General features: G+C 43.3%; 13 protein-coding genes. 11 read left to right on the top strand and 2 right to left on the bottom strand.

From position 1 onward, the window contains the following. The first annotated feature begins 42 nt into the window (after positions 1 to 42). The 6 genes from guaB (at position 43) to ACPFYS_RS01885 (ending at position 6,593) form a co-directional block, all read left to right on the top strand. Positions 43 to 1,587, top strand: a complete 1,545-nt coding sequence (gene guaB, locus ACPFYS_RS01910; RefSeq protein WP_427877312.1) for an IMP dehydrogenase — start codon at positions 43 to 45, stop codon at positions 1,585 to 1,587. A 218-nt stretch (positions 1,588 to 1,805) separates the two neighbouring features. Further along, a complete protein-coding gene (locus tag ACPFYS_RS01905; protein WP_116438502.1) occupies positions 1,806 to 2,114 on the top strand; it encodes a type II toxin-antitoxin system RelB/DinJ family antitoxin in 309 nt (102 codons plus the stop codon). Further along, a complete protein-coding gene (locus ACPFYS_RS01900; RefSeq protein ID WP_004136925.1) occupies positions 2,107 to 2,391 on the top strand; it encodes a type II toxin-antitoxin system RelE/ParE family toxin in 285 nt (94 codons plus the stop codon). Before ACPFYS_RS01905 ends, ACPFYS_RS01900 begins: the two co-directional genes overlap by 8 nt. Positions 2,392 to 2,462: 71 nt before the next feature. Next, the gene (gene orn / locus ACPFYS_RS01895) at positions 2,463 to 3,170 is read left to right on the top strand and encodes an oligoribonuclease (RefSeq protein ID WP_427877310.1); all 708 of its coding nucleotides are present in this window, start codon (positions 2,463 to 2,465) and stop codon (positions 3,168 to 3,170) included. Between the two features lie 39 nt (positions 3,171 to 3,209). Then, the gene (locus ACPFYS_RS01890; protein ID WP_427877309.1) at positions 3,210 to 4,667 is read left to right on the top strand and encodes a PIF1 family DEAD/DEAH box helicase; all 1,458 of its coding nucleotides are present in this window, start codon (positions 3,210 to 3,212) and stop codon (positions 4,665 to 4,667) included. Positions 4,668 to 4,760: 93 nt separating this feature from the next. Next, complete coding sequence (locus ACPFYS_RS01885) at positions 4,761 to 6,593, top strand: proline--tRNA ligase (RefSeq protein WP_427877307.1); 1,833 nt, start codon at positions 4,761 to 4,763, stop codon at positions 6,591 to 6,593. A gap of 207 nt (positions 6,594 to 6,800) precedes the next feature. Here ACPFYS_RS01885 and ACPFYS_RS01880 read toward each other — a convergent pair whose 3' ends face one another. Continuing rightward, complete coding sequence (locus ACPFYS_RS01880; RefSeq protein WP_427877306.1) at positions 6,801 to 7,286, bottom strand: single-stranded DNA-binding protein; 486 nt, start codon at positions 7,284 to 7,286, stop codon at positions 6,801 to 6,803. 389 nt (positions 7,287 to 7,675) lie between these two features. Between ACPFYS_RS01880 and ACPFYS_RS01875 the strand changes: the two genes are divergently transcribed. Then, on the top strand, positions 7,676 to 8,884 hold the full coding sequence (locus ACPFYS_RS01875) for a 1,4-beta-N-acetylmuramidase (RefSeq protein WP_427877304.1): 1,209 nt from the start codon (positions 7,676 to 7,678) through the stop codon (positions 8,882 to 8,884). Positions 8,885 to 9,466: 582 nt separating this feature from the next. Here ACPFYS_RS01875 and ACPFYS_RS01870 read toward each other — a convergent pair. Further along, a complete protein-coding gene (locus ACPFYS_RS01870) occupies positions 9,467 to 11,605 on the bottom strand; it encodes a M13 family metallopeptidase (RefSeq protein WP_427877302.1) in 2,139 nt (712 codons plus the stop codon). A 102-nt stretch (positions 11,606 to 11,707) separates the two neighbouring features. Here ACPFYS_RS01870 and map point away from each other — a divergent pair, with 102 nt between their 5' ends. From map to ftsX, 4 genes are all read left to right on the top strand, one after another. Then, a complete protein-coding gene (gene map, locus ACPFYS_RS01865) occupies positions 11,708 to 12,481 on the top strand; it encodes a type I methionyl aminopeptidase (protein ID WP_427877300.1) in 774 nt (257 codons plus the stop codon). Between the two features lie 85 nt (positions 12,482 to 12,566). Then, positions 12,567 to 13,712: a peptide chain release factor 2 gene (gene prfB / locus ACPFYS_RS01860; protein ID WP_427877298.1), complete on the top strand. Its 1,146-nt coding sequence runs from the start codon at positions 12,567 to 12,569 to the stop codon at positions 13,710 to 13,712. Positions 13,713 to 13,757: 45 nt separating this feature from the next. Next, entirely contained in the window at positions 13,758 to 15,353 is a 1,596-nt protein-coding gene (gene ftsE / locus ACPFYS_RS01855) for a cell division ATP-binding protein FtsE (RefSeq protein ID WP_427877296.1), read from the top strand. Further along, positions 15,353 to 16,276, top strand: a complete 924-nt coding sequence (gene ftsX, locus ACPFYS_RS01850; protein ID WP_427877295.1) for a permease-like cell division protein FtsX — start codon at positions 15,353 to 15,355, stop codon at positions 16,274 to 16,276. Before ftsE ends, ftsX begins: the two co-directional genes overlap by 1 nt. Positions 16,277 to 16,302 lie beyond the last annotated feature (26 nt).

The raw sequence follows: 16,302 nt of genomic DNA, 5'->3' as shown, positions 1-16,302 counted from the left end.
TGCGTTTTGGCAAACGTCATAGCAAAAACGTATAGTAACCCTATGGCTACAACTGATATTAACACGGAATCCGTGTATGCCCCTGTTCCTCCAGTTTTTGCGAAGCTAGGTCTCGCTTATGACGACGTTCTGTTGCTTCCAAATGAAACTGATGTTATTCCGTCAGAAGTGGACACTTCCACTCGTCTGACTCGCGAAATTACCATGAAAGTGCCGACTATTTCGGCAGCTATGGATACTGTTACCGAGTCCGATATGGCAATTGCCATGGCACGTAACGGTGGTATTGGTGTACTTCACCGCAATCTTTCTATTGATGATCAAGCTGCGCAAGTTGATATTGTTAAGCGCAGTGAATCCGGTATGATTACCGACCCGCTTACTGTTCACCCAGATGCTACGCTCGCCGATTTAGATAAATTGTGCGGGCGTTTCCATATTTCTGGCTTGCCGGTAGTAGATAGCGAAAATCGTTTAGTTGGTATTATTACCAACCGCGACATGCGTTTCATCGCTTCCGAAGATTACGATCGTTTGAAGGTTAAGGATGTGATGACGCGTGAAAATCTCGTCACCGGTCCTTCTAATATTTCTAAGGATGATGCTCACCGTTTGCTTGCAGACAACAAGGTTGAAAAGTTGCCGCTTGTTGATGCTGATGGCAAGCTCACCGGTTTGATTACTGTTAAGGACTTTGTTAAGACCGAGCAGTATCCGGATGCTACTAAGGATGATCAGGGTCGTTTGCGTGTGGCTGCTGGCATTGGTTTCCTTGGTGATGCTTGGCAGCGTGCGTGCGCTCTTATGGAAGCTGGAGTTGACGTGCTTGTGGTTGATACCGCAAACGGCGAGGCTCGTTTGGCTCTCGACATGATTCGTCGCATTAAGGCAGATAAAGCTTTCGACGGCGTGCAAATTATTGGCGGAAATATTGCAACTCGCCAAGGCGCTCAAGCTATGATTGACGCTGGCGTTGACGCTGTAAAGGTTGGCGTTGGTCCAGGCTCTATTTGCACTACGCGCGTGGTTGCTGGCGTTGGTGTGCCTCAGCTTACTGCAGTTTATGACGCGGCTCAGGCTTGCAAGGCTGCCGGTATTCCATGCATTGCAGACGGTGGTATTCACTATTCTGGCGATATTGCTAAGGCTTTAGTTGCAGGCGCGGACACAGTTATGCTCGGCGGCACTTTGGCTGGCTGCGAGGAAGCTCCTGGTGAGAAGGTTTTGCTTCACGGCAAGCAGTACAAGCTTTACCGTGGCATGGGATCTCTTGGTGCAATGGCTCCTCGTGGTAAGAAGTCTTATTCGAAGGATCGTTACTTCCAAGCAGACGTTACCAGCTCCGATAAGGTGGTTCCAGAAGGCGTTGAAGGTGAAGTTCCGTACCGCGGTCCACTTAACGCTGTGCTTTACCAGTTGCTCGGCGGTTTGCACCAGTCCATGTTCTACGTTGGTGCGCACAATATTAAGGAAATGCAGGAGCGTGGCCGCTTTATTCGCATTACGGATGCAGGTCTTCGCGAATCTCATCCTCACGATATTGTGATGACTGCAGAAGCGCCAAACTACAGCGGTTTCCACAACTAAATCGCGTATAAGTTGAGAGTTACGTAAATTGCGCGTATAAGTCGCGTATAAGTCGCAACTAATTTTGCACTAAACGGCGAAAAGTTACGCAAGTTACTTACAACTTGCCTGCTTTTCGTCGTTTTTGTTTGTTTAAACATTATGATTGCTGTTGTATGTATATTGTATTACAATAGCAATTTAATAAAAATAAAAATCATTAGAAAGTGTGTATAAAATTGTCTGCAATATTGGTTAGCGATAGCGTCAAAAGTAAATATGCTGAAAATACGCATCAAGCAACTGTGAGTTTTCGCACAGATTCTAGAGTTAAAGAGGAAGCAAAAAAATTATTTTCTTCAATGGGAATGGATTTGTCGACTGCGATTAATGTCTTTTTAAGACAGTCAATTGTTGATCAGGCTATGCCTTTTTTGATTACTCGTGAAAGCCGTGAAAGTGTTGAAGCTCGTCGTCAAGCTGAAGCTCATGATGGAAAATCATTTAATAACACAGATGACCTTATGCAGGATTTATTAGATGCTTAAATCAGTATTTCGTACAACTCAATTTAAAAAAGAGTTCAAAGCTTTATTGAAAAAGCATGTAGATCCAATAAAATTCAAGCATGCAATCGATGCCCTAATGAAACAAGATAAGCAACTGTTGTCTACTCGATATAAAGATCATTCTCTTACTGGTAATTGGAAAGGGTATAGGGAAATTCATATTGAGGGGGATTGGCTTCTAATTTATAAGATTGAGAAAGAAGAATTGCAGCTTGTACTCACTAGAACGGGCTCTCATGATGATTTGTTTAATTAATTTTATGGTCTAATAGTCGGTACGAAGATGTAGGCTGATGAGTTCGAAAAAATATTAGGAAAGGAACGAAAATGGCTGAAGCTAAGGAAGATCTTACGTTTACGCCTGAGGAATCGCGCTTAATTTGGATTGATTGCGAGATGACGGGACTCGATATTTTCCACGACGAATTATGCGAAGTATCTGTAGTTCCAACCGACTTTAATCTGAAAGTTTTGGACGACGGAATTGATTTAGTGATTAAGCCAAGCGAAGCTGCTGTGGCTCATATGAACGATTTTGTACGCAATATGCACACTTCTTCCGGACTTGTTGACGAGTGGAATAAGAACGGTTTGACTTTGGAAGAAGCGCAAAAGCAGGTAGTTGAGTACGTAAAGCACTTCCTGCCGGATCGAGGAAAAGCTCATCTTGCTGGAAATTCCGTCGGCTCCGACAAAAAGTTCCTCGACCGTTACATGCCAGATTTAATGGCAAATCTGCACTATCGTGTAATCGACGTAAGCACGTTGAAAGAGATTTCTCGCAGACTTTACCCGGACGTTTACCGCAATAAGCCGGCAAAACACGGCGGCCACCGTGCGCTCGCGGATATTATTGAGTCGATTGACGAGCTTCGTTACTATCGTGATATGATGTTCGTTCCAGCGCCAGGCCCAAGCGAGGCTCAAGCAAAAGCTGGTGCGCAGCATATTGAAAGCACGAGCTTGCTTCGCGACTACGAGCGCCGTGGTGAAGCATTAGAGGACGTAAATTCCGCAGAAAAGCGTGACTACTAAACTTACTAAACGCAATAGCGCAAATAAAGGGTACTGCCAATGAAGCAATCCGAAGCCTTAACCATAATCGACGCTGGCGCTAGCGCGTTCATTACCGGTGCTCCTGGTGCAGGTAAAACCTACGTATTAAACGCTGCTATTCGCGAAATGCGAAAAAACGGTTTAAGTGTGGCTGTAACTGCTTCTACTGGTATTGCTGCAACGCATTTGAACGGTCAAACCATTCACTCGTGGAGCGGAGTTGGAGTTTCAAACGCGCTCACGGATACGCTTCTTAAAACCATTAGAGCTAGGCGAGGGAAGCGCATAAAAGCCACAGATGTGCTCGTGCTGGACGAAGTTTCAATGATTCACGCTTGGCTTTTTGACATGGTTGATGAAGTGTGCCGGAAGGTGCGCAAAAATCCCGCGCCTTTCGGTGGGCTTCAAGTAATTATTTCAGGTGACTTTTTCCAGCTGCCGCCTGTAAGCACTTCTATGCGAAATCGCGATGTGTTCGAGCCGAGTCAGGAGTTTATTGCGTCGCGCGAAAAGTATGCTGCTGCCGGCAAAAATCCAGAAGGCTATATTACGGAATCTTTTGCCTGGGATGCTTTAAAGCCGACTGTGTGCTACTTAACTGAGCAGCATCGTCAAGATGACGGAAAGTTGCTTGAAGTTTTAACAGATATTCGTAGCGGTTGCGTAAGTGACGAAGATAAGCAAGTGTTGGCCAGCCGGCTTGGTGAGTATCCGCAAGACGATGAAGTTGCAGTGCATCTTTTTCCTACTAACGCGCAGGCGGACGGATTAAATAACGTGCAGCTTTCAGCAATTGATGCTGAGCCTCACGAATTTGTGGCAACGGAAGCCGGGCCTAAAAATCTTGTTGAGCGTTTAAAGAAGAATATGCTCGCTCCGGAGCGTTTAGTTTTGAAGGCCGGAGCTGCTGTGATGGCGTTGCGAAACGACCAGGAAAAGCAGTATGTGAACGGCTCTGTTGGTCGAATTTTGCGTTTTGCGCCTGAATCTAAAGGTGGATGGCCGATTGTTGAGTTTGAAAATGGAAATATTGTAACTCTTAAGCCTGCTGCTTGGGAGATGACCGACGGCGAAACTGTGCTTGCTAGTGTGAATCAAGTGCCGCTTCGGTGCGCGTGGGGAATTACGATTCATAAGTCGCAAGGCATGACGCTCGATGCTGCGGTAATGGATTTGCGTAGAACTTTCGCTCCAGGAATGGGATATGTGGCACTTTCTCGCGTGGAAAATCTGGGTGGGCTTTATTTGGAAGGTATTAACGATCGCGCGTTTAGTGTTTCGGCGGATGCTGTACTGTTAGATGGATCTTTGCGTGAGGCTTCAAAGCGTGCGAGTGAGTTGCTTGCTAGCGACGGTGCTGCTGCTTTCGTAACAAATAATGCGGAAGATGATTCTGCAAATCAGCAAGAGTTTGACATTTTTGGCGCTGTAAATTACGCAGATAATGAAGAGTTTTCCTTCGATAACGAATTTTAGCTGAAAATTGAGTAGCTGAAAATTACGTATTGTGAGTTTGTTTAGTAACGTAAACAAGTGTTTATGTCCTCATGCGCAAATAGATTGGAACGCATGAATTCCAATGTACTTCGTATGTCTCAGTTATTCCTTCGTACGCTGCGCGAGGATCCAGCAGACGCGGACGTGACTTCCGCAAAACTTATGCAGCGCGCAGGCTATATTCGTAAATCTGCCCCAGGTGTGTGGACTTGGTTGCCGCTTGGACTCAAGGTTTTAAACAAGGTTCAGGCGATTATTCGCGAAGAAATCAACGGTATCGGTGCGCAGGAAGTCCACTTCCCAGCGCTTCTTCCGCGCGAGCCTTATGAGGCTACAAACCGTTGGGAAGAATACGGCGACAACATCTTCCGTCTTAAGGATCGTCATGAGGCTGACTATCTTCTTGCTCCAACGCACGAAGAAGTTTTTACATTGCTTGTTAAGGATATGTATTCTTCTTACAAGGATTTGCCGGTTACTTTGTATCAGATTCAAACGAAGTATCGCGACGAATTCCGTCCTCGCGCAGGTCTTATCCGCGGTCGCGAGTTTATTATGCAGGATGCTTATTCGTTCTCGATTGACGAAGATGGTTTGAAGTCTGCTTATGTTGAAGAGCGTGCTGCTTACGCTCGAATTTTCGACCGTTTAGGCATTAAATACGTGATTGTTCACGCTGTTTCCGGCCCTATGGGTGGCTCCGATTCTGAGGAATTCTTGGCTCCAATGCCAATTGGTGAAGATACTTTTGCGCTCGCTCCTTCTGGAAAAGCTTGGAATGTTGAGGCTCTTACCACTCCAGAAATTGCGGATGTTGACTACTCAGCAACTCCTGCTGCAGAAGCTCTCGAAACTCCAGACGCTAAGACAATTGAGGCTTTGGTCAAGGTTTCCAACGATTTGCATCCGCGTAAAGATGGCAGCGAATGGCAAGCGTCCGATACTTTGAAGAACTTGATTATTGCTGTTAAGCATCCAGCTGACGCTGAGGGTGGTGAGCACGAGGAGCCATGGCGCGAAATCGTGGCTATTGGTATTCCAGGTGATCGCCAAGTAGATATGAAGCGTCTTGAAGCTCAGTTTGCTCCTGCAGAAATTGAGGAGGCAACTGAGGATGATTTGAAGGCTCATCCTGAGTTTGTTAAGGGCTACATTGGCTTTAGCGTATTAGGTCCTCAAGCTCGCAAAGATGGTAGTGGAATTGAAAATCCTGTCCGCTACTTGATGGATGCTCACGTTGCAAAGGGTAGCGCCTGGATTACAGGAGCTGACGAAGACGGAAAGCACGTTTATAACGCTGTTTATGGACGCGATTTTGAGGCTGATGGTGTTGTTGAAGCAGCCCAGGTTCGCGACGGCGATATGAGCCCAGATGGTTCCGGTCCATTGAGTTTCGAGCGTGGCGTGGAAATCGGCCAGGTGTTCCAGCTTGGCTTAAAGTATTCTAAAGCTTTGGGCTTAAGCGTTCTTAACGAAAACGGTAAAGCTGTACCAGTTTGGATGGGCTGCTACGGTATTGGCGTTAGCCGTGTGATTGCATGCTTGGCAGAAACGCATCACGACGACGCTGGTCTTGCATGGCCAATGGCAATTGCTCCAGCTCAAGTTCACGTTGTTGCTACTGGCAAGGATCAGGTTGCTTTCGATGCTGCTGAAAAGGTGGTTGAAGAGCTTAGTCAGCAGGGAATTGAAGTAATATTCGACGATCGTCCAAAGGTTTCTCCAGGCGTAAAGTTCAAGGATGCTGAGCTTGTTGGCGTTCCGCTGATCGCTGTAGCTGGCCGCGATACTGTGAACAATGGAACGATTGAAATCCGCGATCGAGACGGTTCAAACGTTGAAGCAGTTCCAGTTGATGCTGCTGCTAGCCGCATTGCTGAGCGCGTAAACGCTTTGCTTGCGTAACGTTTTGCTTGCGTAACGTTCTGCTTGCGTAAGTGCTTATAAATTAAAACTTGCCGCCAGGAATTTTGCTATTTTCGTATCGTAACGCGTATTGATACTACTAATAGCATTGTTCTTGGCGGCAAATTAAAAAAAAATAAGTGGAAATAACAAAATAATAAAATAATAAAATATAAAATTATAAATTTTATATTTTATTTTACAAAATTACATATCCACATCACCTCCAAAATCTTCATAATTTTCGTCATCTTCATAATTCTCATGGTTAGCTTGTGAGTTATCGCTGCTTGCGCTACTTGTGCCACTCGAGTTACTTGTGTTGTTTGTTGAGTGTTTCACAAATTTAGTAGTGCCGCGATTCAAATCATGTCCAATTACGGAAGCTTCTAAAATTACTCTATTGTGGTCGTTTCCGTCCTTGCTCCACGTTTCAGTATTTAGATTTCCGCATACTACTATTGCGTCACCTTTATGTACGCTACGTAATACGTTGTTAGCAAGCCCACGATAGGCTTTAACGGTCATCCATGTAGTAGGTTTATTACGCCACTGTTGTTCGCTTGCTAAGTAGTACGATGGTGTGCATGCAATTCTAAGTGAGCAGGCTGGCGGATTATTGCTGTGTCCAAAACTAATTGGTTCAGCTCCTACATATCCGCTTATAGTCACCGTGGACTGTTGTTGTACCATAATATGTCCTTTCACGTTTGGACTGCGGTTATTTCAGCCCCGAAATACAGAGCCATCGTAGTCCCTGAGCATCGCAGCTACTAGGAAATACCGCAGTGATAACAACTATGAACTTTTCGCAATGATTATGCTATAAAAATCTTTCATTGTGGATACAGCCTAGGTTTTATCCACAATGCTTATAAACTATTGACAAAATTAATAAAAAAGGATATTTAATCGCAAATTTTGTTATTTGAAAATATGCGTAGATTGATATACTTAGCGAAGGTAGTTTTTGTTTTTACATACATACGTAAGTAAAACTTAAGTTCACTTATTGTTGATCTTTTATGAATCAAAAATTACTAAAAAGTAGTTGTAAATCGCTTATGGAGAGGACTACGTTTATGTGGCATAAGATGCATAAGTTTTCTGCAAAGAAGTGCCTAACAGTTGCAGCATCTGCTATCGCATGTGTAGCAATGATTATACCTACTGCAGGCTCTGCTAACGCTTCGTTTACTGTAGAAAATAATAGTGTTGCAAATGTAAACACTAATTGGCAAATTAAAAATCCGCAGCTTGCAAGCTATATTTTAAATGAAATTCGTAATTTGCGTTCAAAGTATTATGAAGATGGTACCACTCTTATGAATGGTATGCCTCTTGCTGATTATGTCTCTTCTAAGGGTCTTAGTAAAGAACAGTACATAAACGGTATTCGTTATGATCGTGCTAATGAAGAGGACGCTTATCGTCGTGTAGCAGAGACTATTGCGCATGGCAAAGTTGGACATTTTGCTGCAGATGGTGTAAGTGATCCAAATTATGAAGGCCGTAAGGCTTGGGGTGAAAACCTTGCTTGGGGACAATCTGCTGAAGAAGCAATGAACGATTGGAGCGCCAATGAGGAAAAAGCATTACATGACGCCAATGGTGTTGCAAATATTGACAACGCTCATCTTTATCAGATTTTGAATCCAGAGAATATTTCCTTCGGATATGGTGAAGGAGCAGGTACTTCTTACGGAAGTGTGTGCGCTTTAACTTTGTCAACCCAGGTTGGCGATACAGATTATCCACAGAGTGGATCTACACCAAAACGTCTTGATTTTGCTTGGATTGTTCGCGATAACGATATTGCCGTTGGTGCAAATGCTTACACCGACAAGCAGCTTGAGTATCGCTGGCTTTCATATAATTTGAAAACTAACGAGTGGGCTACTATTTCTGATTGGAGCACAGGAAACTGGTCTTCTTGGGTAACCAATCCTGGTGATTATTGGCTTCATTGCGAAGTTCGTGATCCTTCAACCGGTCAGGTTATCTTAGAAAAGACAATTGCTTTCCATTACATGGTTAATAATAGCACTGTTGTTTCTGGAACTTATGCTGCATGGCAGGGTAATCATGTTCTTCTTGGTGCTGTGACTAATAATCCTAAAGGTTATACTAAGATTAAGATCTACGATTACAACGCTAAGCAGTGGGTTGCAAGTTTTGATGGACCGTGGGCATCTTGGTATCCACACCCAGGAATTTACTGGACGCATTTTGAAGCTTACGATCAGAATAACAACTTGACTGATACGAAGACCTACGCTTTCGGAGTGTGAAATCTGATAATCTAATTAATAAGATTATTTAAAAAGCCTGCTTACGTTATTAAACGTTTGCAGGCTTTTTGTTTACTTTATATTTTTGGGGTATAGGCTCAAAAGTGTGTAAAGCTAAGCTGATGAATATTCTGTGCATAAACCATAGCTTCAGCACCGTTACTAATTCAGTTATCTAACTGAGAAAGTAACGGTAATCACTCAAACACTGTTACTAATTCAGATGGTCGACTGAGAAAATAACGGTAATTACCCAAACACCGTTACTAATTCAGTCAGCAGACTGAGAAAATAACGGTCATGAGACACTAATGCAGCGCGCCATCTGCGCGAGGGTCTCTAAACAGCTAACTAGAGACACTAATGCAGTTAGCGTACTGCGCGAGGGTCTCTAAACAGATTCGATTACCGCAAAACGCTTGTATTGCAATGCATGAGGCATGATTTCTTACACACTTTTAGCCAATAACCCCATATATCCATAATGGGAACGTTACTAATGTAGCGTTCCCATTATGTTGCTTTATAGTAAGAAAATTATTTGCGTGTTATATGCGCAAGACAAGCAAACGCACTATTGCTTTACCAAATGTGTACGCGCTCAGCAGGGTCGAGCCACATTTCGTCGCCTTCTTTAACATCGAACGCATCGTAGAACAAGTCTACATTTCGAGCAATGCCGTTAGTGCGGCATTCTGCAGGGGAGTGCGGGTCGATTTGAAGTAGCTGCTCCGCAATCTCGTTACGAGCTTTAGAACGCCATACGAGAGAGTAGCTTAAGAAGAATCGCTGCAAAGCAGTGAAGCCATCTACTTTAGGAGCGTTCAGCAAAGTTTCGCGAATAGCAGCGTCACTTCCGTCGACTTCTAGTCCATTGTTCTTTTGTAATGCGAAAGCATAGGCTTTAAGCGCAATAGTTACGCCGCTTAAATCGCCAATATTTTCGCCGATTGTTAAAGCGCCGTTTACGTGAGGCATTGCGTTGCGCTCTTCTTTGCTCTTTAAGTGAGAGTATTTAACAATCAGCTGCGTTGGTGTAAAAGCATTGTATTGTTCAATAAGCTTTTTAGTGCGCTCAGCAAAGTTGGTTTTGTCTTCCTCAGTCCACCAATTGTTAAGAACGCCGTCGCCGTCGTATTCGCAACCTTGATCGTCAAAACCGTGGCCGATTTCGTGTCCGATTACTGCGCCAATAGCGCCGTAATTTGCCGCATCTGGAGCGCTTGGGTTAAAGAATGGTGGTTGCAAAATCGCAGCTGGGAACACAATTACGTTCAGCAGCGGATCGTAGTAAGCGTTAACAGTTTGCGGAGTCATCTGCCATTCTTCGCGATCCACAGGATTTCCAGCTTTTGCAGTATTCCTACCAAAGCCAAATCGAGAAACTTCGCGCATATTCTCAACTAAACCAGCATCTTCCTTAATATTTAGAGCAGAGTAGTCAACCCAATGGTTTGTGTAACCAATATTTGGCTCAAACTTGCTAAGCTTTTCCAAAGCCTTCGCCTTAGTTTCTTCACCAAGCCAGCTGCTGTGCGAAATAGACTCGCGGTAAGCGTTAATAAGATTGTCAACTAAGCCTTGCATATACTTTTTAGAAGATTCAGGGAAATGCAAGCGAACATATTCGCGGCCAACTTCTTCTCCACAAGCATCGTCAACTACTCCTACTGCTCGCTTCCAACGGTCGCGTGGCTTGGTGGCTCCAGAAAGCACTTTGCCGTAGAAGTCGAATCGTGCTTGTGCAAAATCTTCACTTAACATGCTTGCCCAAGACAAAATCACGTGCACGCGTGCCCAAAGCTTTAGATCTTCTAAGTCGGCTTCCTGCCAAATCTTATTCAATCCTTCTATAAAGCTTGGCTCGTGAACTACTACTTTGATAAAAGCTTCACGAAGATTGATTGGCTGAAGCTTTGCTTCTTCGCAATTATCGTAAGCTTTTTGAGCAGAATCTAAGAAAGCGTCAAGATTCAGCGCTTCAAGTGTTTTTGCCAAATCTGCATAATTGTAAGGATTATAAGTTTTTTGAGAATCGCGAGTTGCAACATTATCCCAGTGCTTGCTTGCGATTTGTGTTTCAACATTCAAGAAACGCTCGGCTTGCGCTTGTGTAGTAGCGGCATCTCCGTAACCAGCTAAGCGCAGCAATGAGGCTACCATTTTTACATATTCAGCGCGAATTGGAGCGTAATTATCTTCGCGATAGTATGCTTCGTCAGGCAAACCCAATCCAGACTGCTCAATATGCATAATATTCGTTTTAGGATCCTTAGGATCTCCATAAACACCAAAATAGAACATTGCATCCGGACCGCCGTATGGATTAAGCGTGCCGAGAGTGCGAACTAAATCTTCCTTGCTACTAGCCTCGTCAACAGCGTCTAAATCGCTTTTAATTGGCGTGATTCCAGCTTTTTCAATAGCTGCAGTATCCAAATAGTTGCGATATAAGATTCGCGACTTTTTAGCTGGGCAATCTTCGCTTTCTAAAATATCTCGAATTTGCGTCTCTGCATCTTCTGCAAGCTTGTGGAACGCACCAAACATTGGTTTGTCTTCTGGAAGAGTGTAAGTGTCAATCCAAGGGCCGTTCACGTAACGGAATAAATCATCTTGTGGTCGAGTAACCGACGAGAAGGAGGCAGGATCAAAATTTACAGGAGAAATTTCGTTCTGCGATTCCTTATTATCTTTATTAATTTCATTGTTGTTAGACATGAGATTAGCTTACAAGTATTAAGCGACACTATTAGTTAGTATTTTTGCCATATTTTCGCTATATTTTGCGATATTTTCGTGCCTGCGCGTTAGTCTTAAAGCATGATTGAACTTAAAACTCCAGCTGAAATTGAAGCGATGAAGCCTGCAGGTCGCTTCGTAGGTAGTATTCTTAAAGATTTGAAAGCAATGACAAAAGTTGGAACGAATCTCCTCGAAATTGATGACTTCGTTCGCCAGCGCATTATGAGCCGTAAAGGTGCGTCTTCTTGCTATGTTGATTACGCTCCTGATTTTGGTACTGGTCCTTTTGCGCACTATATTTGCACTTCTGTAAACGATGCTGTTCTTCACGGAGTTCCTTTTGATTACAATCTTAAAGACGGTGATTTGTTAACTCTTGATTTGGCAATTAACGTCGATGGCTGGGTTGGAGATTCTGCTATTAGTTTCGTGGTTGGAAAGAATGCTGATCCTGAGGATTTGCGATTGATTAAGTGCACTGAGGAAGCTTTGGAGGCTGGTATAAATATGGCTCAGCCTGGAAACCGTCTTGGGGATATTTCTGCTGCTGTTGGTTGCGTTGCTCACGAGTATGGTTATAGCGTAAACCTTGAGTTTGGTGGCCACGGAGTCGGTCATATTATGCATGGCGATCCGCACGTTCCTAACGATGGCACTGCTCATCACGGCTACAAGCTTCGCCCAGGTTTGGTTATTGCTATTGAGCCGTGGTTCTTAAAGACTACTGACGAGATTTACCAGGATCCTAAGGACGGTTGGACTCTTCGTTCTGCTGATGGTTCTCGCGGTGCACACACTGAGCATACGATTGCAATCACTGAGAATGGTCCGGAAATTTTGACTGTACGCTAAACTTATATAGTAAAAAGTTTATTTGGTAATAGTTTTGCGAATAGTGATTGCGTAAGACAAGTATATAAAGAGGAACTTTAAGTAAATGGCGGAATTTGATTTTGCCCAAGCGTTAAATGATGTTGAAGCAAAGTATTCTTCGATTGCTAAAGCTTTAGACGTTGATTCGTTGAAGTCCACTATTGCTGATTTAGAAAAGCAGGCTGCAGAGCCTGGGCTTTGGGATGATTCTGAGCATGCTCAGCAGGTTACGAGTAAGCTTTCGGCAGCTCAGTCTCAATTGAAGCGTTTACAAGCTGTTGAGCAGCGCATTGAAGACACTAAGACTTTAATTGAACTTGGTGAAGAAGAAGGCGATGCTGATTCAATGAGTGAGGCTCAAGAAGAGCTTGGAAGTATTGCTCACGAGTTGGATGATATGGAAGTTCAGACTCTTCTTGACGGCGAGTATGACGCTCGTTCTGCAGTTGTTACGATTCGCTCTGGTGCGGGTGGCGTGGATGCTGCTGATTTTGCTCAAATGTTGCTTCGTATGTACTTGCGTTGGGCTGAGCGAAATGGCTACAAAACTAAGATGATGGACACATCTTATGCAGAAGAAGCTGGTATTAAATCCGCTACTTTCCAAGTTGATGCTCCTTACGCGTATGGTCGTCTTTCTGTAGAAGGTGGAACTCACAGAATGGTTCGTATTTCGCCGTTCGACAATCAAGGCCGTCGCCAAACTGGTTTTAGCGCTGTTGAAGTAATTCCTCTTGTTGAAGCTACGGATCATATTGATATTCCAGATTCAGATATTCGCGTAGATACCTTCCAGGCTTCAGGACCAGGAGGCCAGGGCGTGAATACTACATATTCTGCTGTGCGCATTACGCATTTGCCAACCGGCTTGGTTGTTTCTATGCAAGATGAGCGAAGCCAGATTCAAAACCGTGCTGCTGCAATGGCAGTTTTGCAGTCACGTTTGCTTGTTCTTAAGCATCAAGAGGAAGCCGCAAAAAAGAAGGAGCTTGCTGGAGATATTAAGGCAAGTTGGGGAGATCAGATGCGCTCCTACGTGCTTCACCCTTATCAGATGGTAAAGGATTTGCGTACTGGCTACGAAACTTCACAAACTCAAGCTGTTTTTGACGGCGATATTGACGGTTTTATTGAAGCTGGTATCCGTTGGCGTCACGAGCAGCGAGTTGAAGCGCAACGTGAGGCAGAAAAAGAATCGCAAGAGTCTTAAAAGTAAATCATATATCGGTTGCGTCGTTCGGAAGGAAAGTTAGTTATGTCACTGATTTCGTTGGAGCATGTGTCGAAAATTTATCCTCGAGGTACAAGACCTGCTCTTGATAGCATTTCTTTGAACGTTGACCGTGGTGATTTTGTATTCTTAGTTGGAGCTTCCGGTTCTGGAAAAACTACGCTTTTAAGTCTTCTTTTGCGAGAAGAAGAAGCTAATGGTGGTGAAATTCACGTAGCTGGGAACGATTTACGTAGGTTATCTAATAGGCAGGTTCCGCAGTATCGTCGTTCTCTTGGATTCATTTTTCAGGATTATAAGCTTCTTAATAATAAAACTGTTTGGCAGAATGTTGCTTTTGCTCTTGAAGTGATTGGTACGAGTCGTTCTACTATTCGTTCACTTGTGCCTAGAGTTCTTGAAACAGTAGGTCTTACGGGTAAGGAAGATAACTATCCTCACGAACTTTCAGGTGGTGAAGCTCAGAGAGTTGCGATTGCTCGCGCTTATGTGAATCATCCGCAAATTATTCTTGCAGATGAGCCTACTGGTAATTTGGATCCAACTACTTCTCTTGGAATTATGGAAGTTTTGGATGCTATTAACAGAACTGGTACAACGATTGTTATGGCTACGCATAATGAGGAAATAGTTAACTCTATGCGTAAGCGTGTTGTGGAACTTCATGCTGGAAAAATTGTGCGCGATGAGCGTGAGGGTTCGTACGATTCTGCGCTTTACTTCCCAGATAGTGATGTTGAGCAAAAAGCTAAAGCTCAGCAGTCTATTGAGAATGACGCCGATAGTTCTTCTCAGAACGCTATGAATACTAATTTTGCTTTTGACAATCATACAGAACGTCACAGGCGTCTTTCTAAAAAAGCTCAGCGTGCAGCACAAGCTAAGAAAACTGTTGATTTAGTTGCTCAATCTTTGCAAAATGGCTCTGGGAATGAAGGAATAGCTAGACTCGCTCAGTCAGTTCATTCTGGAAGAACTGGTCGTTATGGTGAAGTTTTCCAATCTTTGGAAACTACTATGACTTGGGGTCGCGGATTAGTTGCTACTGATATTTCTTCTTCTGCAGATTTAGCTAAATCTGCTAATTTAGAAGAAAAAGAAAGTAGTGAAGTCTCTTCAGATGTGGAAAATGCTGAAATTTCGGCAGATTCTAAAGATATTGCAGAAAATATTACAGCAGAAAAGCCTACTACAGAAAAAGATACTGTAGAAAAAGATACTACAGAAAAATCTTCCGATAGTAATGAAAATAATGAATCTTCTTTAAGTTCTTCAGAAGTTCCTGCAGAAAATATTTCTGAGGATAGTACTTCCGCAGAAAATGCTACAGAAAATGCTACAGAAAATGCTACAGAAAACGCTACAGAAAACGCTACAAAATCGGCAGAATCAACTCTTAAAGCTGAAACTGATAGTAATAGCGCAGAAGATAGCAAAAATAACGTTGATGATTTAAATAATTCTAGTAATATACAAGACTCTGGTGCTCCTATACCTATGCCTCCTGCGCCGCCAACTAAAAAATCATCCTCATCTGATTCACGCGATTCTGCAAATAATGAAAATAATAAAGAATCGCAAAATTCTGATAGCAGTTCAAGCAATGAAGGAGTGAAGTAATGCGTTTAAGATTCATCTTCTCTGAAACTTGCATTAGCTTACGCCGCAATGTTTCTATGATTCTTTCAGTTATGCTTGTAACCTTCATTTCTTTCTTGTTTATAGGTACTTCTGTGCTTATGCAGGTGCAAATTACGAAAGCAAAAGGCGATTGGTACGATAAGGTTGAGGTAGTTGCTTGGCTTTGCCCTGACGGTACAAGTCAATCACCTTCATGCGCTTCCGGAAAAGCACCTACGAAAGATGAAATAGTTAAACTAGAAAATGTCATAAATCAAGAATTAGGTGATGACGTTTCGAATATTACGTACGTGAGTCGCGAAGAATTCTATAAGAATACTTTCTTAAAACAGTATCCTAACGGAGTATTTCAGGGGCGAACTTTAACTGCTGCAGATATGCAAGATTCTTTAAGACTAAAACTCACGAATCCTATGAAATATCAAGTAGTTTCAGAAGTGCTTTCTGGAAGAGACGGCGTTGAAGAAGTTGTTGATCAAAGGCAGATTTTTGATCCGGTATTTAGTGTTCTAAATCGTGCAACTGCCGTCACAGTTGTGCTTGCTGCAGTGATGATTATTGTAGCAATTATGCTTACAAGCACGACTATACGAATGTCTGCGGCTTCTAGAAGACAAGAAACTGAGATAATGCGATTGGTTGGTGCTTCAAATTCGACTATTCGAATGCCGTTTATTTTGGAAGGAGCGTTCGCCTCACTTATAGGTTCGCTTCTTGCGGGTGGTGCATTAAGTCTTATGGTAAAACTGCTTGTAACAGATTGGATGGCGCAGAACGTGCGTTGGATGCCGTTTATTACGCAATCTAACGTGTGGATGACTGTTCCAGTGCTTGTTGTTGGCGCAGTATTCTTATCGATTGTTGCTTCAGCGATAGCATTAAGAAGATATTTGCGCGCTTAAATTTTTGCTTTTTCCGCAGTATGTTC

It is taken from the genome of Gardnerella sp. 2492 (assembly GCF_050320365.1).
GTDB lineage: Bacteria > Actinomycetota > Actinomycetes > Actinomycetales > Bifidobacteriaceae > Bifidobacterium.
Note: the sequence above shows the minus strand (reverse complement) of the source record. Positions and strands in the feature narration are given on the sequence as shown.

What these genes read in the sequence shown, in the direction of transcription:
- ACPFYS_RS01880 (WP_427877306.1), bottom strand. Translation starts at nt 7,286, where the DNA reads ATGGTACAACAACAGTCCACGGTGACTATAAGCGGATATGTAGGAGCT.
- ACPFYS_RS01885 (WP_427877307.1), top strand. Translation starts at nt 4,761, where the DNA reads ATGAATTCCAATGTACTTCGTATGTCTCAGTTATTCCTTCGTACGCTG.
- ACPFYS_RS01875 (WP_427877304.1), top strand. Translation starts at nt 7,676, where the DNA reads ATGTGGCATAAGATGCATAAGTTTTCTGCAAAGAAGTGCCTAACAGTT.
- guaB (WP_427877312.1), top strand. Translation starts at nt 43, where the DNA reads ATGGCTACAACTGATATTAACACGGAATCCGTGTATGCCCCTGTTCCT.
- ftsX (WP_427877295.1), top strand. Translation starts at nt 15,353, where the DNA reads ATGCGTTTAAGATTCATCTTCTCTGAAACTTGCATTAGCTTACGCCGC.
- ftsE (WP_427877296.1), top strand. Translation starts at nt 13,758, where the DNA reads ATGTCACTGATTTCGTTGGAGCATGTGTCGAAAATTTATCCTCGAGGT.
- map (WP_427877300.1), top strand. Translation starts at nt 11,708, where the DNA reads ATGATTGAACTTAAAACTCCAGCTGAAATTGAAGCGATGAAGCCTGCA.
- orn (WP_427877310.1), top strand. Translation starts at nt 2,463, where the DNA reads ATGGCTGAAGCTAAGGAAGATCTTACGTTTACGCCTGAGGAATCGCGC.
- ACPFYS_RS01900 (WP_004136925.1), top strand. Translation starts at nt 2,107, where the DNA reads ATGCTTAAATCAGTATTTCGTACAACTCAATTTAAAAAAGAGTTCAAA.
- ACPFYS_RS01890 (WP_427877309.1), top strand. Translation starts at nt 3,210, where the DNA reads ATGAAGCAATCCGAAGCCTTAACCATAATCGACGCTGGCGCTAGCGCG.
- prfB (WP_427877298.1), top strand. Translation starts at nt 12,567, where the DNA reads ATGGCGGAATTTGATTTTGCCCAAGCGTTAAATGATGTTGAAGCAAAG.
- ACPFYS_RS01870 (WP_427877302.1), bottom strand. Translation starts at nt 11,605, where the DNA reads ATGTCTAACAACAATGAAATTAATAAAGATAATAAGGAATCGCAGAAC.